The sequence below is a fragment of the Nocardioides speluncae genome (assembly GCF_003121585.1).
In the GTDB taxonomy this organism is placed as follows: domain Bacteria; phylum Actinomycetota; class Actinomycetes; order Propionibacteriales; family Nocardioidaceae; genus Nocardioides; species Nocardioides speluncae.
In genome coordinates, this window is sequence record NZ_QEOO01000037.1 from 136,734 (window position 1) to 158,087 (window position 21,354).

Annotated in this window: 19 protein-coding genes; 17 read left to right on the forward strand and 2 right to left on the reverse strand. The window is 69.1% G+C overall.

The genetic code is table 11. The features are described from left to right. Position 1: 1 nt before the first annotated feature. The 14 genes from DDV73_RS20470 (at position 2) to DDV73_RS20535 (ending at position 13,453) form a co-directional block, all read left to right on the forward strand. Positions 2-1,069, forward strand: a complete 1,068-nt coding sequence (locus tag DDV73_RS20470; protein ID WP_109509114.1) for a histidine phosphatase family protein — start codon at positions 2-4, stop codon at positions 1,067-1,069. A 4-nt stretch (positions 1,070-1,073) separates the two neighbouring features. Further along, positions 1,074-2,168 (forward strand): PEP/pyruvate-binding domain-containing protein, encoded by a 1,095-nt coding sequence (locus DDV73_RS20475; protein WP_109509115.1) that lies wholly within the window; start codon positions 1,074-1,076, stop codon positions 2,166-2,168. A 62-nt stretch (positions 2,169-2,230) separates the two neighbouring features. Then, positions 2,231-4,039 (forward strand): PEP-utilizing enzyme, encoded by a 1,809-nt coding sequence (locus DDV73_RS20480; protein WP_109509116.1) that lies wholly within the window; start codon positions 2,231-2,233, stop codon positions 4,037-4,039. 46 nt (positions 4,040-4,085) lie between these two features. Then, positions 4,086-5,342: an aromatic ring-hydroxylating oxygenase subunit alpha gene (locus tag DDV73_RS20485; RefSeq protein WP_109509117.1), complete on the forward strand. Its 1,257-nt coding sequence runs from the start codon at positions 4,086-4,088 to the stop codon at positions 5,340-5,342. 40 nt (positions 5,343-5,382) lie between these two features. Next, entirely contained in the window at positions 5,383-5,631 is a 249-nt protein-coding gene (locus DDV73_RS20490; RefSeq protein WP_109509118.1) for a hypothetical protein, read from the forward strand. Continuing rightward, entirely contained in the window at positions 5,631-6,308 is a 678-nt protein-coding gene (locus tag DDV73_RS20495; protein ID WP_109509119.1) for an HAD-IA family hydrolase, read from the forward strand. The genes DDV73_RS20490 and DDV73_RS20495 overlap by 1 nt, the downstream gene beginning before the upstream one ends. Further along, entirely contained in the window at positions 6,301-7,269 is a 969-nt protein-coding gene (locus DDV73_RS20500) for a PDR/VanB family oxidoreductase (protein ID WP_109509120.1), read from the forward strand. Before DDV73_RS20495 ends, DDV73_RS20500 begins: the two co-directional genes overlap by 8 nt. After that, entirely contained in the window at positions 7,269-8,072 is an 804-nt protein-coding gene (locus DDV73_RS20505) for a 2-keto-4-pentenoate hydratase (RefSeq protein ID WP_109509121.1), read from the forward strand. The genes DDV73_RS20500 and DDV73_RS20505 overlap by 1 nt, the downstream gene beginning before the upstream one ends. Continuing rightward, a complete protein-coding gene (locus DDV73_RS20510) occupies positions 8,069-9,073 on the forward strand; it encodes an acetaldehyde dehydrogenase (acetylating) (RefSeq protein ID WP_109509122.1) in 1,005 nt (334 codons plus the stop codon). The genes DDV73_RS20505 and DDV73_RS20510 overlap by 4 nt, the downstream gene beginning before the upstream one ends. 14 nt (positions 9,074-9,087) lie before the next feature. Continuing rightward, the gene (gene dmpG / locus DDV73_RS20515) at positions 9,088-10,218 is read left to right on the forward strand and encodes a 4-hydroxy-2-oxovalerate aldolase (protein ID WP_206050989.1); all 1,131 of its coding nucleotides are present in this window, start codon (positions 9,088-9,090) and stop codon (positions 10,216-10,218) included. Next, a complete protein-coding gene (locus DDV73_RS20520; protein ID WP_109509124.1) occupies positions 10,218-11,042 on the forward strand; it encodes a 2-keto-4-pentenoate hydratase in 825 nt (274 codons plus the stop codon). Before dmpG ends, DDV73_RS20520 begins: the two co-directional genes overlap by 1 nt. 4 nt (positions 11,043-11,046) lie before the next feature. Beyond that, a complete protein-coding gene (locus tag DDV73_RS20525) occupies positions 11,047-11,256 on the forward strand; it encodes a 2-hydroxymuconate tautomerase (RefSeq protein ID WP_109509125.1) in 210 nt (69 codons plus the stop codon). Beyond that, positions 11,253-12,704 carry an aldehyde dehydrogenase gene (locus DDV73_RS20530; RefSeq protein WP_109509126.1) on the forward strand — a complete coding sequence of 484 codons (1,452 nt, stop codon included), beginning with the start codon at positions 11,253-11,255 and terminating at the stop codon, positions 12,702-12,704. Before DDV73_RS20525 ends, DDV73_RS20530 begins: the two co-directional genes overlap by 4 nt. 170 nt (positions 12,705-12,874) lie before the next feature. Continuing rightward, positions 12,875-13,453: a class I SAM-dependent methyltransferase gene (locus DDV73_RS20535; RefSeq protein ID WP_161962480.1), complete on the forward strand. Its 579-nt coding sequence runs from the start codon at positions 12,875-12,877 to the stop codon at positions 13,451-13,453. Positions 13,454-13,475: 22 nt separating this feature from the next. Here DDV73_RS20535 and DDV73_RS20540 read toward each other — a convergent pair whose 3' ends face one another. Further along, positions 13,476-13,982, reverse strand: a complete 507-nt coding sequence (locus DDV73_RS20540) for a VOC family protein (RefSeq protein WP_109509128.1) — start codon at positions 13,980-13,982, stop codon at positions 13,476-13,478. A 49-nt stretch (positions 13,983-14,031) separates the two neighbouring features. Next, positions 14,032-14,607 (reverse strand): NADPH-dependent F420 reductase, encoded by a 576-nt coding sequence (locus tag DDV73_RS20545; protein WP_109509129.1) that lies wholly within the window; start codon positions 14,605-14,607, stop codon positions 14,032-14,034. Between the two features lie 105 nt (positions 14,608-14,712). Here DDV73_RS20545 and DDV73_RS20550 point away from each other — a divergent pair, with 105 nt between their 5' ends. The 3 genes from DDV73_RS20550 to DDV73_RS20560 all read left to right on the forward strand — a co-directional run bounded on the left by DDV73_RS20550 (position 14,713) and on the right by DDV73_RS20560 (position 21,279). Continuing rightward, entirely contained in the window at positions 14,713-15,219 is a 507-nt protein-coding gene (locus DDV73_RS20550; protein ID WP_109509374.1) for a MarR family winged helix-turn-helix transcriptional regulator, read from the forward strand. A gap of 1,081 nt (positions 15,220-16,300) precedes the next feature. Further along, positions 16,301-17,476 (forward strand): TrmB family transcriptional regulator, encoded by a 1,176-nt coding sequence (locus DDV73_RS20555; protein WP_109509130.1) that lies wholly within the window; start codon positions 16,301-16,303, stop codon positions 17,474-17,476. Then, entirely contained in the window at positions 17,473-21,279 is a 3,807-nt protein-coding gene (locus tag DDV73_RS20560) for a S8 family peptidase (protein ID WP_109509131.1), read from the forward strand. The genes DDV73_RS20555 and DDV73_RS20560 overlap by 4 nt, the downstream gene beginning before the upstream one ends. Positions 21,280-21,354 lie beyond the last annotated feature (75 nt).

A 21,354-nucleotide genomic window follows, 5' to 3' on the forward strand; every position in this document is an offset into this window, starting at 1 on the left:
GATGACCACCGAAAACACCGCGAAGCCGTCGTCGACTTCGGCGCTGCCGCGCACCGAGCGTCCCGACGCGCCGGCGTACCTGACCCGTCACCGCGCGCGGCAGGCCGTGCCCGCGCCGGCTCCGCCGGAGGAGCAGGAGCAGGAGGAGTCCGTCCCGCTCTACCTGCGCCAGTTCCGGGACCGAGACCATCGCAGCGACCCGGTCCTGCACGACGGCAACGTCGTCGGCTCCTCGCGCGCCTGGGCCGAGGTGACCCGGACCAAGGAGATCGTGCCGGAGCGGCGCGACCAGCTGGCCGACATCGACTGCGACATCTACCTGGTCCGCCACGGCGAGACCCAGGGCTACTCCTCAGAGTCGGGCCTCACGCCGCTGGGCTCCTGGCAGGCCCATCGGCGCGGCCAGGAGCTCGCTCGACGGGTCACCGACGGCATGAAGGTCGAGCTGCTGTGCGCGCCGACGAACCGGGCGCGCCAGACCGGAGAGCACCTGCGCCGCGGCCTGCTCGACAACGTCGAGCTCTACGGCCGGGGCAAGCCCGACATCGGCGAGCTGCACGACGACCGGAACTTCCGCAACTTCGAGGTGGCGACACCGGACGGCCCCCGGGACGTGACCAGCGCCTTCCGCCTCTACCACCGCGAGATGGAGAAGTACGAGCGGGTCGGGCTCGGCGAGCGTCCGGGCTGGCTGGTCGACGTCGACCGCTTCTGGGGCATCCAGCAGGGCGGCGGCGACCCGATCACCCACTGGCTCACGATGCCGATGATGCACTTCGAGCCCCCGGTCTCGTGCGTACGCCGGTTTTGGCGGGGCATCCTCACCGCCCGCGAGGCGACCGACGCGCGCAGCATCGTAGTCGCGACGCACTCCGGCCCGATTCGCGCCTTCGCCACCCTCGCCATGGGCTACGACCCCGGCGAGCCGTTCAACACCGAGTTCGTCCGGGTGCGGCTCGTAGCCGGCGGGACCACCGCGCTCGTCCTCTACCGCAACCGTGTCCAGGAGGTCGTGATCCCCGACCTCGATGCTCTCCCACCGAACTCCGACCCCCGCTTCCAGGAGTGAACCCATGACCGAGTGCCCCAGCGCGATCCCGTTCGGCACCCTCGCGGCCGAGTACCACGCCCAGGTCGGCGGCAAGTGCGCCTCGCTCGGCGTGATGAGCCAGGCCGGCCTGCCGGTCCCACCCGGCTTCGCGGTGACCACCAAGGTCTTCGTCGACGCCAGGGACGCCTCGGGCCTGATGCCGCGGATCAACGACCTCGTCGCCAACGTGGACACCACCGACCACACAGCCCTCGCGGCCGCGGCGAGCCAGGCCCGTGAACTGGTGCGCGGCTGGGCACTGCCGGAGGAGCACGAGCAGCGCGTCCGGCAGATGTACGCCGAGCTCTGCGCCCTCTGCGACACCGACGACGTGCCCGTCGCCGTACGCTCCTCGGCCACAGCGGAGGACTCCCCGGACGCCTCGTTCGCCGGCGAGCACGACACCTACCTGTGGGTGTGCGGCATCGACGACGTGCTCGACAAGGTCCGCGACTGCTGGGCGAGCCTCTTCACGGAGCGGGCGATCACCTACCGCAACGAGATGGGCTACGACCACGACGGCGTGGACATGGCCGTGGCCGTGCAGAAGATGGTCCGCCCGCGGGCGGCCGGCGTCGCCTTCACCCTGGACCCGACCAACGGCGACCGCTCCGGCATCTGCATCGACGCGGCCTGGGGCTTCGGCGAGGGGGTCGTCTCCGGCGACGTCACGCCCGACAACTTCCTGGTCGACAAAGTGATGTGGTCGATCAACCGCCGCACGATCAGCCCGAAGACCCACGCGCATCTGCTGACCAAGATAGAAGGAAGCGACGTTCCCCGAGTTGCCCGGGTGCAGCTCCCCGAGGACCAGGTCAACGCGCCGTCAGTCACCGACGAGGAGATCATCGCCATCGCCAAGCTCGCCCGGGCGGCGGAGAAGCACTACGGCTCTCCCCAGGACATCGAGTGGGCCGTCGACGACGACCTCCCGGCGGGCCAGGACGCCGTACTCCTGCAGGCACGGCCCGAGACGGTGTGGAGCAAGAAGCACCACTCGGTCGGGGCGAAGACCGATGCCATGGCCTCGATCGTCGACACCCTGGTCAACCCCCTCTACGCCGGGAAGGGGAAGTAAGCCGTCTGACTCCGGTCAGGAACAGACATCCACCTCTCATCTCCGACCCAAGGAGGGTCATCATGGCTGATCGCTTTTCCAGCCCCTTCGAGATCCAGACGCCCCCGGGCGCAGAAGGCTGGCAGGAGCTCTACACCTACTCGTCGCTGTTCTGCGAGGAGCGCCGCGACTACGAGAACGGCGCGTTCTGGTTCCACGACGGCGTGCACTGGCCGGAGGCCCTGACCCCGTGGGACACCTCGTTCCTCGAGTTCGCCTTCATCTCGCTGTCCCAGTACAACACCCGGCACTACGTCATCCCGCCGGCGTACGGCGTGGACTTCCGCATCCTCAACGGCTACGTGTACCTCAGCCCGGTGCCCGCGCCACCGGAGGACATCGAGAGCCGCGTCCCGCTGTTCATGGAGCGGGCCGGCTTCTACTTCGGCAACTGGGACCGCCTGTACGACGACTGGCTGGTCAAGATCCGTGACCTCATCAAGGAGATGAGCGAGCTCAGCTTCCAGCCGCTGCCGGAGCTTGAGGACATGGAGGTCATCACGTCCGGTGCCGGCAAGGGGTCGGGCAACGACCTGATCGCGTCGTACCACCGTCTTCTCGACCTGGGCCTCACCCTGTGGCAGTACCACTTCGAGTTCCTCAACCTCGGGTACGCGGCGTACCTGGACTTCTTCGGGTTCTGCAAGGCGGCCTTCCCGTCGATCCCTGACCTCGCGATCGCCAAGATGGTCGCCGGCGTCGACGTCGACCTCTTCCGCCCGGATGACGAGCTCAAGAAGCTGGCACGGCTCGCGGTGAGCTCGGGCATCAACGACCGCTTCGGCGGGGACGTGGCGACGACCTGGCAGCAGCTGGAGGCCGACGAGGCCGGCCGGGCCTGGATCGCCGAGTGGAACAAGTCGGCGGAGCCATGGTTCAACTTCTCCACCGGCTCGGGCTTCTACCACTCCGACAAGATCTGGATCGAGAACGTTGAGGTCCCGATCGGGTACATCACCGACTACATCGCCAAGGTCAAGGAAGGTGTCGACCTCGACCGACCGGTCGCCGCTCTCCATGCCGAGCGGGACCGGGTGGTCTCGGAGTACCGGGAGCTGCTCGACTCCGACGAGGACCGGGCCGCGTTCGACGGCAAGCTGGGCCTGTCACGGACGGTGTTCCCGTACGTCGAGAACCACAACTTCTACGTCGAGCACTGGGGACACTCGGTGCTGTGGCGCAAGATGCGCGACCTGGGCAAGGTGCTGGAGGCTGCGGGCTTCCTCACGAACGCCGATGACGTGTTCATGATCAAGCGGGCCGAGCTGGGCGACGTGCTGATGGACCTGGTCACCGGCTGGGCCGTCGGGGCGCCCTCGCGCGGCCCGGGCTACTGGCCGGCCGAGGTCGAGCGTCGCCGCGGCATCCACAAGGCACTCAAGGAGTGGTCGCCACCACCCGCCCTCGGCGTACCGCCGGAGGTGGTCACCGAGCCGTTCACGGTCATGCTCTGGGGAATCACCTCGGACTCGGTCTCGGCCTGGCTCAGCTCGGGCGACGACGGTGCCGACGGTGTGCTGAGTGGCTTCGCCGCGTCGCCCGGCCTGGTCGAGGGCCCGGCCCGGGTGATCTTCTCCGCCGACCAGATCAGCGAGATCGAGGACGGCGAGATCCTGGTGGCACCGCTGACCGCGCCGTCCTGGGCGCCGGTCTTCGGGAAGATCAAGGCGACCGTCACCGACGTGGGCGGGATGATGAGCCACGCCGCCATCGTCTGCCGCGAGTACGGCCTGCCGGCCGTCACCGGCACGGCCTTCGGGACCAAGAACATCAAGACCGGCCAGCTGCTTCGGGTCGACGGCAACACCGGCACGGTCACCGTCCTGGAATGAGCGCCCACCTGCGCCCTGAACCAACAGACGACAAGGAGATCAAGCAATGCTGACCGTTGAGCAGAACGAAGAGCTGACCAGCGTCGGCCCCGGCACCCCGATGGGCGAGCTGCTGCGCCGCTACTGGTACCCGATCGCGTTCGAGCAGGACTTCGACGCCAAGCCCAGCAAGACGGTGCGGCTGCTCGGCGAGAACTGGACGCTCTACAAGACCCCGCCCGGCAGGTACGGCATCATCGGTGAGGCCTGCCCGCACCGGCGTGCTTCGCTGACCTACGGGATCGTCCACGAGGATGGCATCCGCTGCGGCTACCACGGCTGGAAGTACGACTTCGACGGCCAGTGCGTCGAGCAGCCGGCCGAGAGTGACAACACCACCTTCCGCGAGAAGATCAAGGCCAAGGCCGGATCCGCCCAGGTCATGGGTGGGATGGTCTGGGTGTACGTCGGGCCCGCGCCAGTCCCCGAGCTCCCGCGCTTCGACGTCTACGTGCAGGACGGCATCCGCGACATCGGTGTGGCCACGCTTCCGTGCAACTGGCTGCAGATCATGGAGAACTCCGTCGACCCGCACCACGTCGAGTGGCTGCACGGTGCGTACTTCGAGTTCCTCGGCCAGACCCACGGGTTCGAGGCACCCAAGGCGTTCCAGAAGAAGCACATCAAGGTGTCCTTCGACGAGTTCGAGTTCGGCATCATCAAGCGCCGGGTGCTCGAGGGCCACACCGAGAGCGACGACGACTGGGCGATCGGCCACCCGATGATGTTCCCCTACGGGATGCGGGTCGGCGGAATGTGGATCGACCAGATGCAGATCCGGGTTCCCATCGACGACACCACGACCTGGAAGCTGTTCTACTCCCTGCACCACCCCGAGGGCGGCACCTGGGAGAAGCAGGACCGGCCGGTCGTCTACAACTACGAGGTGTTCGACGAGAACGGCGACTTCGTCACCGACTACGTCGAGGGCCAGGACGCAATGGCGTGGGTCTCGCAGGGGCCGATCACCGACCGTTCCCAGGAGCACCTCGGTCGTTCCGACCAGGGCGTCGCGATGCTGCGCAAGATGTTCAAGGAGGCGATGGCCTCCGTCGAGGACGGCGAGGATCCGCCCGGCGTGGTGCGCGAGAAGCACGAGATCATCGACCTGCCGTGCGAGAAGGACAAGTTCGGTGCGGGCACGGCGTTCACCGACCAGTGGATCAACGGCGGGTCCATGCGGTACAGCCCGATCCGTGAGGAGCTGCTCGCGCTCCACCGGGACGCGGCCGCGGCGCGGGAGAAGGCCGGTTCCGGTGCGTGACCTGAGCCAGCAAGCCAGGCGTGCGGCCCACCATGGGCCGATGCCTGAGCTTCCCCCGGACCCGCACCGGCTGCCCCCGCCGGGGGACTGGTTCGCCTCGGACGCCGCCCATCACCTCCTGGACAAGCCGAAGTTCTGTCCAGGGTGCGCCGCATCGCTGGAGCGGGGGCTGATCACGGAGTGGTGGAGTGCCGGCGACCGGATCTTCCTGACCTGGTGCGCCGAGTGTCGCTGGACCGGCAACGTGGTGCTCTTCGACCGAGCCGTCATCGAGGAGCCGGAGCACTGATGGCCCTGCCCACTTCCCGCCCCGCCCTTGTCCTCGACTTCGGCGGCCCGGTACTGCTGACTCCCTTCGAGCTGGTCACCGACCAGCCCGGGACGCCGGCGTACGGCCTGCTCCACCAGCGAGGCCCGCTGGCCCCCGCGGCGCGGCCGGACCCGACCTGGGAGGACCTGCAGGCCGGGCGGATCACCGAGCGTGCCTACTGGGACGCTCGGGCGGAACAGTGGCATGCGTCGGGAGGCCACGAACCCGACATCCGGGCGATGGTCGCCCATCTCTACGATCCGCCACGGCCCGAGCTGGTGCGCGAGCAGGCCCGGAGCCTGGTCCGCGACGCGCACGCGGCGGGCATGCGCGTCGGCATCCTGACCAACGATCTCCGGGCGTTCCACTCCGACGACTGGATCGCCAGGATCGAGATCGTCGGGGACGTCGACGTGGTCGTCGACGGGTCGATCGAGGGCCACCTCAAGCCGGACCCGCGGTTGTACGAGCTCCTGGCCGAGCGGCTTGACGTCGCATTCGCCGAGATGGTCTTCCTCGACGACCAGGCCTCGAACATCCGGGGAGCCGAGGCACTCGGCATCCCGTCAGTGTGGTTCGACGTCGCCGACCCGGACACGTCGTACGCCGAGGTGCGCAAGCTCCTCGGCCTACCGCCGGAGGTGCACGATGGTTGAACAGCGCGAGCTGCGCGTCACCCAGATGACACTGGAGGCCGAAGGGGTGCTCTCGGTGCGGCTGACGCGCATCGAGAGCGACAAACCGTTGCCGGCGTGGGAGCCCGGTGCCCACATCGACGTCTACGTTCCGGACGGCTCCACCCGCCAGTACTCGCTGTGCGGCGACCCCCAGGACCTGTCGGCCTACCAGATCGCCGTGCTGCGCGAACCTGAGGGCCGCGGCGGCTCGGCGTTCATCCACGACGAGCTGCGGGTAGGTGACCGGCTGCTGGTGACCCGTCCGAAGCAGGGCTTCGCACTTGAGGACGCGCCGTACCACGCCCTGGTCGCGGGGGGCGTGGGCATCACCCCCATCATGGCGTTCGCCGAGCACCTGGACCGGCAAGGGCGTCCCTTCCGGCTCACCTACGGCGGCCGTACGGCGAGCACGATGGCATTCCGCTCGCGGCTCGCCGCGCTCGGCGACCGGGTCACCTTCCTCGCCGAGGACAGCGACGGCCGGCCGGATCTCGAGGCCATCGTCAAGGAGCTCCCCGAGGACGGCCTGGTCTACGTGTGCGGGCCGCTCGCGCTGCTTCGGGCGGTGCAGGCGGCGGTCGAGGCAGTGCACGGGCCCGACCAGGACGTCGTCAGGTTCGAGCTGTTCAGCAGCGTCGGTGTGGAGCGCCCGGAGTCGGCCCCCCTGGACGGCGACAGCTACGAGCTGGTGCTGGCGAAGTCGGGGCACACGCTGCGGATGAAGCCCGACGCCAACATCCTCGAGACCGTGCTCGCACTGGGGATCGAGGTCGAGAACGACTGCCGTGACGGGATCTGCGGGTCCTGTGTCACGCCGGTCCTGTCGGGGACCGTCGACCACCAGGACCTGGTGCTCACCAAGAAGGAGCAGGCGGCGATGGACAAGATGATGATCTGCTGCTCGAGGCCCACCTGCGACCGACTGGAGCTCGATCTGTGATGGACGACCAGACCCGCGCCGAGGCCGCCCGGCTGCTGTTCGAGGCCTACTCCTCGGGCAAGCCGGTCCAGCCGCTGACCTCGACGTACGACGACCTGGCGCTGGAGGACGCCTACGCGATCCAGCTGCAGCAGATCCAGTGGTTCCTCGACCAGGGCCGCACCGTGAAAGGGCACAAGGTCGGCCTGACCAGTGCCGCCATGCAACGCCTGCTGGGTGTGGACCAGCCCGACTACGGCCACCTGCTCGACGACTTCTTCTACCTCGAGCACGAGCCGATCCCGGTGGACCGGTTCCTCCAGCCACGCATCGAGCCCGAGGTGGCCTTCGTCCTGAAGCGCCCGCTCCGCGGACCAGGCGTGACCGCGCACGAGGCCCTTGCGGCGGTGGACTTCGTCCTTCCCGCGCTGGAGATCGTGGACAGCCGGATCGAGGACTGGAAGATCGGGCTGTTCGACACCATCGCCGACAACGCCAGCTCCGGAGCACTGGTGCTCGGCTCGACCCCGACCTCGATCCACGACGTCGACCTGCGCCTCACAGGGGCGGTGATGACCCAGAACGGCACGGTGGTCGGCACCGGCGCGGGCGGCGCCGTACTCGGCTCGCCGCTGCGGACCCTGGTCTGGCTCGCCAACACGGTGGGTGCGCGGGGAGTGACCCTCGAACCAGGGCACGTCGTGCTCCCCGGTGCGGTCTGCGCGATGGTGCCGGTCACCCCGGGAGACACCGTCACCGCCACCTTCGCCGGGCTGGGCAGCGTCACCGCCCGGTTCGCCCGCAACCGAGAGGAATCGCCATGACAGCACAGACCTCGAAGGCCAGCGCCGCCATCATCGGCCCCGGCAACATCGGCACCGACCTGATGTTCAAGCTGATCCGTCGCAGCGACATCATCGAGCCGCGCTACATGGTCGGCGTCGACCCCACCTCGGACGGTCTGGCCAGGGCGAAGCGGCTCGGCCTCGAGACGACCGCCGACGGAGTGGACTGGCTGCTCGCCCAGGACGAGCTGCCGGACATCGTCTTCGAGGCCACGTCCGCGAAAGCGCATGAGGCCAATGCGGCACGGTACGCCGAGGCCGGCATCCTCGCCGTCGACCTGACCCCGGCGGCCGTCGGCCCGTACCTGTGCCCGCCGGTGAACCTGTCGTTCAACCTCGACGCACCCAACGTCAACCTGATCACCTGCGGCGGCCAGGCGACGGTGCCCATGGTGCACGCGGTGTCCTCGGTCGTGCCGGTTCCGTACGCCGAGATCGTCGCCTCGGTCTCCAGCCGGTCGGCGGGTCCGGGCACCCGGGCCAACATCGACGAGTTCACCGAGACCACGGCGTCGGCGGTCGAAGCCGTCGGTGGCGCCCAGCGCGGCAAGGCGATCATCATCCTCAACCCGGTCGAGCCGCCGTTGATGATGCGCAACACGGTCTTCTGCGCGATCCCGCCCGAGGCCGGCGAGCCCGGGGAGCTCCAGGACCGGCTGCTGGAGTCGATCCACGCCATGGAGCGCGCCGTGCAGGAGTACGTCCCCGGCTACCACCTGCGCGCCGAGCCCCAGTTCGAGCCGGCCCGCGAGGCCTGGCGCGGCCAGGCACGGGTGTTCGTCCCGATCGAGGTCAAGGGCCGCGGAGACTACCTGCCCGACTACGCCGGCAACCTCGACATCATCACCGCGGCGGCCGCCCGGGTGGGCGACCTCATGGTCGCCCACCGGCTCGGCGTCGAGACGACGTGGAAGTCGTCGGCCGAGCTGGGTGACCTCGCCGACCCGATGACCGGCGATCGACAGGAAGCAGGTGTCTGAGTCTCATGGGTGACATGAAGATCCGACCCGAGGACGCGCCCGTCGTCGGTCGTGAGGTGACCGAGACCGAGGTCCTGGAGAACCTGTCGTCGGCGGGCGGTGAACGCGACCTGCGCATCACCGACTCCACGCTGCGCGACGGCTCGCACGCGATGAGCCACCAGTTCACCGAGGAGCAGGTGCGCGGAGTAGTCGCCGCCCTGGACCGCGCCGGCGTCCAGGTGATCGAGGTGAGCCACGGCGACGGGCTCGGGGGCTCGAGCTTCAACTATGGCTTCAGCCTGGTCGACGAGTTCGACCTGATCGCGGCCGCCGTGGACGAGGCAACCCAAGCGAATATCGCCATCCTGATGCTGCCGGGCCTGGCCACGGTCAAGCACCTCAAGCGGGCGCACGCGGTCGGCGCCTCGGTGGCCCGGATCGCCACCCACTGCACCGAGGCCGACGTTTCCATCCAGCACTTCGGCGAGGCCCGGGCGCTCGGCATGGAGACCGTCGGCTTCCTGATGCTCTCGCACAGCACCACCCCGGACGTCCTGGCCCGCAACGCCCGGATCATGGTGGACGCCGGCGCGCAGTGCGTGTACGTCGTGGACTCCGCCGGTGCGCTGGTGCTCTCCGACGCCCAGGAGCGGATCCAGGCTGTGATCGACGAGATCGGCGGCGACGGTGCTCAGGTGGGCTTCCACGGTCACCAGAACCTCAGCATGGGGATCGCCAACTCGGTGCTGGCCTACCAGGCCGGTGCGAAGCAGATCGACGGAGCCCTGTGCGCCCTGGGCGCGGGTGCGGGCAACTCACCCACGGAGGTGCTCGCTGCGACCTTCGAGCGGATGGGCATTCGCACCGGTGTCGACCTGGGGGAGGTGCTGTCGGCCGCCGAGGAGGTGGTCCGCCCCTTCATCCCGCGGCTGCCGTGGATGGACCGGTCCTCGATCACGCAGGGGTACGCCGGCGTGTACTCGTCGTTCCTGCTCCACGCCGAGCGCGCCGCGGAGCGGTACGGCGTACCGGCACACGAGATCCTGCAGAAGGTGGGCGAGCACGGCTACGTGGGTGGCCAGGAGGACATGATCATCGACATCGCCCTCCAGCTCGCCCAGGAGCAGGAGCTCGGCGACCTGGCAGCCGTGGGGGTGCGCTGATGGCCACCGTGACCCGAGCACCGGGCGAGGCACCGGCCGGCGGCTGGGACGTCGAGTCCGTCGCGGCCGAGCTGCTGAGGTGCGAGGACGAGCAGATCGAGCGGCCACCGTTCACCGACGAGTGGCCCGAGCTCGACCTCGACACCGGCTACCAGATCCAGGACCTCAACCTCCGCAGGCGGCTGGAGCGCGGCGAGAAGCTGGTCGGGGTCAAGCTCGGTCTCACAAGCCGCGCCAAGCAACAGCGGATGGGTGTGCACTTCCCGTTCGTCGCCTGGCTGACCGACGCGATGATCCTGCCCGTCGGCGACCCGGTGCCCCAGTCGCGGCTGATCCACCCGCGGGCCGAGCCGGAGATCGTCTTCGTGATGGGGGAGAAGCTGGCTGGCCCCGGGGTCAGCTGCGCGCAGGCCATGGCGGCCGTCGAGTCGGTGTGGGGAGGCATCGAGATCATCGACAGCCGCTACCGCGACTTCCGGTTCACGGCCGGCGACGTCGCGGCCGACAACGCCTCGTCCGGGGCGTTCGTCACGGGCCCGCGCGGGCTGCCGCCGTCGGAGCTCGACCTGTCCCTGGAGGCGGTGCTGGTCGAGGTCGACGGCGTGGTCGTCGACTCGGCCACCGGCGCCGCCGTCCAGGGCCACCCCGGCGAGGCGCTCGCCCTGGCGGCGAACGATCTCGCCCGCCGCGGACACGCGATCGAGCCCGGCTGGATCGTCCTCACCGGTGGCATGACCGACGCCGTGTTCGCGCCACCCGGCGCCTCCGTCGCCATGCACTTCACCCATCTCGGTTCGGTGTTCCTCAACGGCGGGGAGGGCTGAGCCGATGCCCCTGATCGAAGTGACCTTGGCGGAGGGCCGCACCCCGGAACAGCTCCGGGCACTGATCAGCGGCCTCACCCGGGCGGCCTCCGAAGCGGTCGGCGCGCCGGTGGAGAACGTCCGGGTCGTCGTACGAGAAGTTCCGGCCACGCACTGGGCCGCCGGTGACGTGACCATCGCCGAGAGACGAACGAACGAAGGAGGCGCGCCATGAGCGACCTGGAGTTCTTCGGCCATGTCATCGACGGCGAGGAAGTACCGTCGGTCGACGGCGGCACGTTCGAGGTGTGGAACCCCTGGACCCAGCAGGCGTGGGCCACCGCCGCCGAGGGCGGGCCCGAGGACGCCGCCCGGGCCGTGGCAAGCTCGCGACGTGCGTTCGACGAGGGGCCCTGGCCGCGGATGGGGCGCACCGAGCGGGCCGCCGCGATCCACCGGCTCGCCGACCTCATGGAGGAGCGAGCAGACCAGCTCGCGACGCTCGACACCACCAACATGGCCAAGCCCCTCGCCCAGGCCCGGCACGACGTCGCACGCTCGGTGTGGAACTTCCGCTTCTTCGCCGACCACCAGCGCGACCACTGCGGCGAGGTCTACCCCATGGACTCCGGGCACCACTCCTACAGCGAGTACGGGCCGGCCGGTGTGGTCGCCGCCATCAGTCCCTGGAACTTCCCGCTGATGATGGCCAGCTGGAAGATCGCCCCCGCCATCGCCTGGGGCAACACCTGCATCATCAAGCCGTCGGAGGACACCCCGGCCTCGGTCACCCTGCTGGGCCGGCTCGCGACGGAGGCAGGCCTCCCGCCTGGAGTGATCAACGTCCTCAACGGGCACGGCACTCCGGCCGGTTCGTCCTTGGTCGCCGACGATCGCGTGGACCGCGTGACCTTCACCGGGTCCTCGACGACCGGCAAGATGGTGATGGCCTCCGCCGCCGGCCACCTAGCGCCGGTCTCCCTCGAGCTCGGCGGCAAGGGCGCCAACATCGTCTTCGACGACGCGGACCTCGAAAACGCCGTGCACTGGGCGGTAGAGGCGATCTTCCGCAACTCCGGTCAGATCTGCCTCGCAGGCTCCCGGCTCTTCGTCGCCGCCGCCATCTACGACGAGTTCATGGAGCGCTTCGTCGCGGCGGCGGAGGCGCTGACCATCGGTGACCCGTTCGACCCGGAGACCCGGTTCTCCAGCCTCGCCAGCAGGAAGCACTTCGAGAAGGTCTCGTCGTACGTCGAGGGGGTCGGCCTCGACGGCGGGAAGATCCTCACCGGCGGCGTCGATCACGACGGCCGGTGGCTGGTCCGGCCCACGATCATCACCGACCTGCCACTCACTGCGCCGGCGTACTGCGAGGAGATCTTCGGTCCGGTATGCGTGGTGAACCGCTTCGAGTCCGAGGAGGAGGTCGTCGGCCTCGCCAACGACACCCGCTACGGGCTCAACGCGATGCTGTTCACCGAGAACCTCTCCCGGGCACACCGGGTGGCGTCCCAGCTCCGCGCCGGGACGGTGTGGGTGAACTGCTTCTTCATCCGTGACCTCCGCACACCGTTCGGCGGGGTCGGCGACTCCGGCGTTGGACGGGAGGGCGGCGACTTCAGCCGCGAGTTCTTCACCGAACCCAAGGCCATCGTGATGCAGATCCAGCGCGGTGGCTCCTGATCGGTGGGTAGCAGCCCCGAACCCCCGTCACGCCGGATGGCTGCATGCAACTCGACATGAGACCCCAGCGCCTCTTCTCAGCATCTACCATGGTCAGGACGACTGGGGAGTCTGAGATGCAGACGACACGTTCAAGGTTCGAGTCGTGGGCTCGGACGTACGAGTCCAGCGTGCTTCAGTCGCTGTTGTACCAGCCCGTGCACGAAACGGTGCTCACCCTGCTGCATCAGCACCCACCACCCCAGTGTTCGCGAGCGTTGGACATCGGCTGCGGAACGGGCCGGTTGGTTTGTGCACTGCAGCAGCTCGTTCCGGTTGTCGTCGGGGTAGATGTTTCAGAGCGGATGCTGGCGGAGGCCGCCACATACGTGAGGAATGATCCGTCCTGTCTGTGTGCAGCGGCCGCCTATGTGTGTGCGGCGGCCGAACAACTGCCGTTCGGATCCGGCTCGTTCGATGTGGTGACTACGACATTGTCGCTGCGCCACTGGCAGGACCCAGATCGCGGGATCAAGGAGCTCGTCCGCGTGCTGTCTCCGGACGGTGTGGTGGTGATTGCCGACGCCGATATCGGGGAGCAGGCATTGCGAGCTCGCCGGTGGCTGGGCGGACGGGCTCGAGGTCGCCAATTGGGGCTGCTGCTGGACAACTGGGGCATGGATGTCGTCGAGCGCCGTCTCGCCCCGGTACGTGGCCCGATCCCGAGCATTCACGTCCTGCTCGCGCGACGACGTCGCTCCGGACGATAGGTGCCGCAAAGATCTCGGGTCGTCACGCCTCGACCGGGACAAGCTCTGCAGCCGTGCGGACGCCGGCCCATCGGCGTACCTCGTCGGGCAGGTCCAGATGCTCGATTGGTGCGGCGTTCGCGAAGTCGCCCCAGTTGGCCTGGGGCAGCATCCACATCACCTCGAACTCGTTGCCGTCGGGGTCGCGTCCGTAGATGCTCTTGGTGGCGCCGTGGCTGGACTTGCCGGTGTAGGCGTCGAGGTTTGCCAGGGTGAGCTGGGCCTGTTCGAGTTCCTCGATGGTGTCGACCTGCCACGCGAGGTGGTAGAGCCCGAGGGAGCCGCGGGGGCGTGGCGTCTGTGCGCCGACCCCGAACAGCCCGAGGTCGTGGTGGTTCCCGGACCTGGGAAGGCGCAGGAACGCCGCGTTGGCGCGGGGCTCGCGCGCCATGACCGACATGTCGAAGGCCTGCTGGTAGAACGCGATGCTGCGCTCCAGGTCGGCCACGAACAGCACGGCGTGGTTGAGGCGGACGGCGTTGACGGTCATGGTGCGCTCCTTCTCTCGGGGTCAGATCTGGTGGTCGGGCTGGGTGGACTCAGGCGGCGACGCCGAAGCCGCCGGTCCACGAGACCTTCTCGTTGACGGCGAGGGTGAGCTGCAGGAATCCGAGAGCCTCTACTTCGCGGGCCCGCTTCAGCGACCCGGCGTCGATCGCGTTGAGGCCACCGGAGGTGACGATGCCCGCCAGGATGGACTTGGCGTCGGCGTCGTCGCCGGCGATCAGCACGGTGGTGGTGAGCGGGCCGGCCGTGCCGGAGGCCAGCGTGGCGGCGAAGGTGGTGTTGAACGCCTTGAGCACCCGCGACTGCGGCAGGGCGGTGGCGATCTCGGCCGCCGCGGAGCTGTCGGCGGGAACGACCAGGGAGTCGAAGGTCTCGAAGTTCAGCGGGTTGGTGATGTCGACGACGATCTTGCCGGCGAGGCTCTCACCGCGCTGGGCGACGATGTCGCTGACCGCGGGGTAGGGAACCGCGAGGACGACGATGTCGCCGCTGACCGGGGTGTCGGCGTCGTCCTCGCCGAGCAGCTGAACGGTGTGGCCGCCCTTGCCGGCGACCGCGGCGATGGCCTGGCCCATGTTGCCGGTGCCGAGGATGGAGAGGTGTGCCATGAGGTGCTCCTGAGGTGTAGGCGAGTAAAGCTGAATTAGTTGTTGCTTCAACTAACACTCTACACGATTTAGTTGTTCCGTCAACTAAGCGAGTAGGCTGTGGGTATGGAGACCCAATGGTTGACCGAGGACGAGAGGGCGGCGTGGCTCCGGCTGGTAGCGGTCGTCGAGCTCCTCCCGGGGGTGCTGGACTCCCAACTGCGGGCCGACGCGAGACTGACGCACTTCGAGTACTTCGTTCTCGCGATGCTCTCGGAGGCGCCGGAGCGGACCCTCCGGATGGCCGTGCTGGCGCAGCGCACGAACGCCACGCTGCCGCGGCTCTCCCACGTGGTACGCCGGCTTGAGGGCCGTGGCCTGGTGGAGCGCTTTCCCTGCCCCGAGGACGGTCGAGCCACGAATGCCCGGCTCGCCGCTGCCGGTTGGGATGCCGTCGTCGCGGCCGCTCCCGGGCACGTCGATGCCGTGCGCAGCCACGTCCTCGAGCCGCTCACGCCCGCACAGGTCAAGCAACTGCGCGGCATCGGTGATGCCCTGCTGACACGCCTCGACCCGGACGGGCGCCTGAGCGGGCTGTACGACCCCGACCGGGCACATGAGAACCCCTCCTGAGACGGACGTCGCCGCTGCTCTCGAGCTGGGTGACCGTGCCGTGGGCGCTGTCGTGGGCGGACGGACTCGTCAACGTGCTGGGCCCCGACGTGACCGCGCGTACGGCGCGCGCCGCGGTCGAGGGTACGAGGAACTGGTCCGCCGCTGCGCCGCCGGGCGGCTCATCGATTGGGTGGTCGGAACACTTCCATGTGCAGAGACGCCAGGGAGGGCCTGGGTCTTCTAGCGTGCAGGATGACATCTCGTGACGTGCTGGCCCCCGCGAGGTCCCTTACCCTGCGCAACCGCGTCAAAAAGGCGGCGACCTACGAGGGACTGAGCCGGTCATGGTTGCCTCCACGCCTTGTAGTTAGGACTCCTCCTAACTGCATGCTAGGCGTGACCGCGGAGTTGAGGGAAGGGTGCCCTTCGTCGTAGGCCCGGCTCTGCGTGGGGGTTGAAAAGCCACGACGCAATCGACGAACCCCAGTTGAGACGGTCGCGGCGTAGGAACTGCAGCTGGCACTTGGGCCGCGCCGATGGGAGAAGCGCGCCTTCTCGCGGCAACTGCGTAAGGGCCGGCCCAAGCCGCGCGCTCCGATAGATCCTGGTCTAGCACCGTCTCTTGGTAACGGCAACTATCGTTGAATCGTCCACCGCCTCGTGCAAGCCGACCACAAACCTTCCGGAGGGTTGTGGCACCAAAGGTCTGGCACCGCAGCCGCCCGGCTAGAGCTCGCGGACTACGACCGCTTCGTCCAAGACCGCAAGCCCGCTCGCTGAGTCGGAGCGGTGAGGACCGTCGCGACGTAAGCGGCATCCTCGACGACGATGTCGGGGTCAAACATGCACCAGATGCGGTGGCCGGGTGAGTGATCACCGCGTAGGTACGGTCGGTAATGGCCCGGTAACGGCGCGCTCCTAGGGTCGCCAGCGTGTCACGGGTTGACGAGCCTGGCCGGTTAGATGGCCTGCGTGCGGCCCCGGATGTCCGGGCGCCGGTGCAAGTGAGCCAGCACAGGCGTGCCGTCGCCCGCCCCCCGGTCACGCTGGCCAGACCTCGCCCGCGGGCCCCGAGTCGGCCCGACGGACTGGCGCGCCCGTGACCGGGCGTGCCGGCCAGCGCGAAGCTGGCCCCGCACACGGGGTCGGGTCACTCCAGGCTCTCGGCCTGAGCGCCGAGGAAAGTCAGGTGTACGTCGCGATCGCGGCGCACCGGCGGCTGCGCCGCCTCCCGCTGACGGAGCTGGTCGGCCTCAGCGGGCCACGGATCGACGCGGCGGTGCGCGGACTGGTCCAGCGCGGGTTGCTCTCGATCGAGAACGACAGCCTGGTCGCGGCGCCGCCGTACCTCGCCGGCGAGGGGCTTTTGATGCGCCGGATGGACGAGCTGCACGAGGCGCGGGTGCTCCTGGAGGAGCTCACCGATCTCTACCGCACGGCCTCCGGGGAGCACACCTCGGACGAGTTGGTCGAGCTGTTGCCGGGCCACGTCGTCGCGCAGCGCCTGGCACAGATCCAGAGCCGGGCCCGGACCGAGGTGATGATGGTCGACGCGCCGCCGTACATCGGAGCCCTGCCGACCAACTACATGCAGCTCGAACAGCTCGCCACGCACATCACGTACCGCACGGTGTACGACCGGCGAGGTCTCGAGATGGCCGGTGGCTTCGAGCGAGCCCGCCACTACGTGGCTGCGGGCGAACAGGCCCGGGTGCTCGACCGGGCTCCGGTGAAGATGGTGATCGTGGATCGGGAGTACGCCCTGATCCCGCAGCAGCGGGACCTCCCCGCCACGGAGGGTGGCTCGTTCCTGATCTACCGATCGCCGCTGCTGGACACGCTCGTGTCGTACTTCGAGATGTTGTGGATGTGCGGCCTGCCGCTGGATCTCGATGGCCGTGGGGCTAGCCCCGCCGACCTGTCGGCTGAGGAGAACCAGTTGCTCACCCTGCTTCTGGCCGGCTTCACCGACGACGCGATCTGCCGTCAGCTCGGCGTGGCCAGGCGCACCGTCGTACGGCGGGTGCGGGCGCTGATGGACCGCGCCGGAGCCGCCACCCGAATGCAGCTGGGCTGGCAGGCCGCGCAGCTCGGCTGGGTGACGGCGCCCTGGCTGACCGGCGGGCTGCTCCGAAAGGACATTCCGACAGCAGCCACGGGAACTGGTGACGCACCTGCGCCAATGGCGCGGGCCGGTCAGGCCAACCCATTGAGCACGAGCCGACCGCCGGGCAACCATCACCGAGACATCAACCGCTCCCAGGAGGAACGATGACACCCCCCACCCGAGGTCGGCCGGCACAGATCGCCGTCGCCGCCCTTGTTCTCGCCACCGCCGCGACCACCGTCGCGCTCACCACACCAGTTGGCGCACAGGCCGGCGAACAGGACGGCGTACAGCAACGATCGTCCCAGGCGGACGCGTTCGGAAACCCCGCCAGCGTCAAGGCCACGACCGTCACCCTCATCACAGGTGACACCGTCACCGTGGCCCGCCACGGCGACCAGGTTTCGATCACTTCCGACCCGACGGCCGGAACCGCCACGTTCCACACCGAGACCACCCCGGCCGGTCATGTCTACGTCTACCCTGACAGCGCCCTCGAGGGAGTGGCCTCGGGACTCCTCGACGCCGAGCTGTTCAACATCACGGCACTGACCGAGAGCGGGTACGACGACGCGTCGCGCACCGCCCTGCCGGTGATCGTGGAGTTCTCGGGGCAGCCGCGTGCGAGCACCCTGGCTCCCCGCGCGGAGGGCCTGCCGGCAACCCCGGCCGAGGCGCTCCCGCTTCCTGCAGTCGACGGCGCCGGCGTCGAGGTGACCAAGTCCGGCGCCGAGGCGTTCTTCGACGCGCTGCCCGCGGACGGAGCGGCAGCCCCGTCGGCGCGTGGTGTGGACAAGGTCTGGCTGGACACCAAGGTCGAGTTCGCGCTGGAGCAGAGTGTTCCGCAGATCGGCGCGCCCGACGCCTGGGCCGCGGGGTACGACGGCAGCGGCGTGAAGGTGGCCGTGCTCGACACCGGCGTCGACAGCAACCACCCGGACCTGGCCGGCCGGATCAGCGCGACCAGCAGCTTCGTGCCGGACCAGGGGGTCGCGGACGGCAACGGCCACGGCACCCATGTGGCGGCGACCGTCGGCGGAACCGGAGCCGGCTCGGCTGGCGCCCGCAAGGGAGTCGCCCCCGGCGCCGACCTGATCGTGGGCAAGGTTCTCGACAATGCCGGGTCTGGCCAGGCCTCGTGGGTCATCTCCGGCATGGAGTGGGCGGCCGCTCAGAAGGCCGACGTGATCAGCATGAGCCTCGGCGGCCGGGCCACCGCCGCGGAGGACGTCTTCACCCAGGCGGTCGACTCGCTCACTGCAGAGCACGGCTCGCTGTTCGTCATCGCGGCCGGCAATGGCGGACCTACAGAGCGGACGATCGGCAGCCCCGGGATTGCGGCCAGTGCGCTGACCGTCGGCGCCGTCGACAAGAGCGAGCGCCTGGCCGGCTTCTCGAGCCGGGGACCCAGCATTCGTGAGGAAGGCGTGAAGCCGGAGATCACCGCGCCAGGCGCCGCCATCGTTGCTGCCCGCGCCGCCGGCACCTCCCTTGGCACGCCGGTTGACGACCTGTACACCTCGTTGAACGGGACCTCGATGGCCACCCCGCACGTCGCGGGCGCCGCGGCGGTCTTGGCTCAGCAGCACCCGGAGATGACGCCTGCACAGCTCAAGGACGCGCTGGTGAGCACTGCCAGGACGGCGCCAGAACTCAGTGTGTTCCAGCAGGGTGCGGGCCGGGTGGACCTGACCAACGCCACGGCCAGCCAGGTCTTCGCGACCGGCGTCGCCGACTTCGGACGCGCCGGCGGCGAGGACGGCACCTCCGTCGAGCAACGGACGGTCACCTACCGCAACCTGGGCACCCAGCCCGTGGCCCTCGCGCTCGACCTGAACCTGGACCGCGACCAGACGCCAGCCGAGGGCGAGGTGACCCTCTCGTCCGACACCGTCACCGTTCCGGCCGGCGGCACCGCCGACGTGACCATTGACGTGGCGCCGACGGGCGAGTTCGGTCGGTTCAACGGCCAGCTGACAGCTACCGCCGAGGGCGTGCACCTCACGACAGCCGTGTCCTACGTGCGCAAGGCCCCCGAGGTCGACCTGACGATAAATCTCGTCGACAGGTACGGCAAGAACCCCGCCCTGAGCTCGGTCCAGGTGATGGACGTGGTGACCGACGCGGTCGTGTGGCGGTCGCAGACGCAGGTCGGGGCAGGTGTGCTCAAGACCAGCGTGCCCAAGGGTCGCTACTCGATCCAGGCTCGGGTGCGCTCGGACGACCCCAGGACCCACACGGCCTTGGCCTCGGACTACTTCGCGATGCCCGAGGTGGACATCACCGGCGCCAGCACCGTCACGGTCGACGCCCGCAACGCAGTCGACGTGAAGACGCCCGTCCGAGGTGAGCGGCGGAGCTTTGAGAACTCGTGGTTCTCCTCGGGCATGACCCGGATCCGCGACGACGGCAAGCAGGCGGGCATGGGCGTGTTCGGGCTCATCGGGCACGACGACTCTGTCACCGGGGTCATCCCCTCCGACAAGGTCACCGAGAACGGTGAGCTTCGGATGTGGCACGACGTCGGCTTCCGTGACCCCCTGATGACGGCCGCCATCGCCGGACAAGATGGCTCGCCGCTCGACATCAGCCTTCCGTCCTACGGCGTACGACGCAACGCCGACCTCTCGTTGTCTGCCGTGGACGCCGGCGCCGGACTGGCGGAGGACTTTGCCAAGGTCGACGTCACCGGAAAGCTCGCGGTGATCCGGATCGGCGACTCCAACCAGGACGCCGAGGTGCTCCGGGCGACCGAGGCCGGCGCGGCCGCAGTGATGTTCGTCCGCCCCGACGCGGGACCGGTGTACGTGTTCCACCACCAGGGTCGGACCATTCCGGTGGCGGCGGCGTCACATGAGTCGAGCCGGCAACTGCTCGACCGGATGTCCAGCGGCCGGGTGACCGTCGACCTCAAGTTGCGCAAGGAGAGCCGTTTCACCTACCTGGTCCCCGCCGAGTTCGAGGGCGCGCTGCCTCAGGACCCGACGTACGCGACCGAGAAGTCGGAGTACGGCGCCGCCTCTAACGTCTACTACAGCGAGGGTGGCGACCGGGTCAGCTATGAGAACACTCATTCGTGGCACGACTGGCAGCCGACCTCCTTCCGGACCGCGGCGTACCTGAACAGCCCGTCGCGGCGAACTGACTACATGCTGGCCGACGGCATGCGGTACCAGCAGCAGGTCTACTCCGGGTTGCCCGGCACCCGGATGGTGCAGCCGGTCACCAGCTTCGAGGCGGGCGAGACCCGCAGGGGCGAGTGGTTCCGGGCGCCCCTGCATCCCACGGCTAACGGGAGCAACCCCTGCGCGTTCTGCCGCACCGACACGGCGATCTCGTTCGGTGTCGCGGCCTACGGCGACTCCGATCCCGCTCACTGGGGTGTCGGCGGCACGGCGGGCGCGCGGGCGCGCTACTTCCGAGATGGGCAGCAGGTGCCGAACCTGGCCGCGATGCCGGTCCCGGGGCCGGCGACGTACCGGGTGGAGTACGACGAGCCTCGGGCCAGCGACTCTGGCTCGGTGCTCGCCCCGATGGTCACCACCGCATGGACCTTCAAGTCGAGTGCGCCCACGGGTGACCCGCTGGAAACCTGCGAGATCCCGTTCCCGGACGCCGAGGTCTGCGGGGCACTGCCGGTGCTGCTGGTGGGCTATGACCTGCCGCTGGACCTGCGCAACCGGGCCAAGGCCGACGACGACTTCGAGTTCGTCGTCAGGGTAGGCAGGCAGCCGGGCCTGGCTGACGCAGCCCGGGTGGCCGGCGCCACAGTCGAGGTCTCCTACGACGACGGCGTCACGTGGGATGCGGCCGCGGACCCCGACCTCGACCGCCACGGCAACATGCGTGTGGAGGTCGAGCACCCCGACCTGGAGGACACCAACGGGTTCGTGTCACTTCGAGTCAAGGCGTGGGACGCCGACGGCAACCGCACGGAGCAGACGATCACCAGGGCTTACGGCCTGAAGTGACCTGATGCTTCGCCCGTCCCGGGCCGTGCTGATCCGCACGGCCCGGGACGCGCCGTCTCCCACTTCGGTACTAGA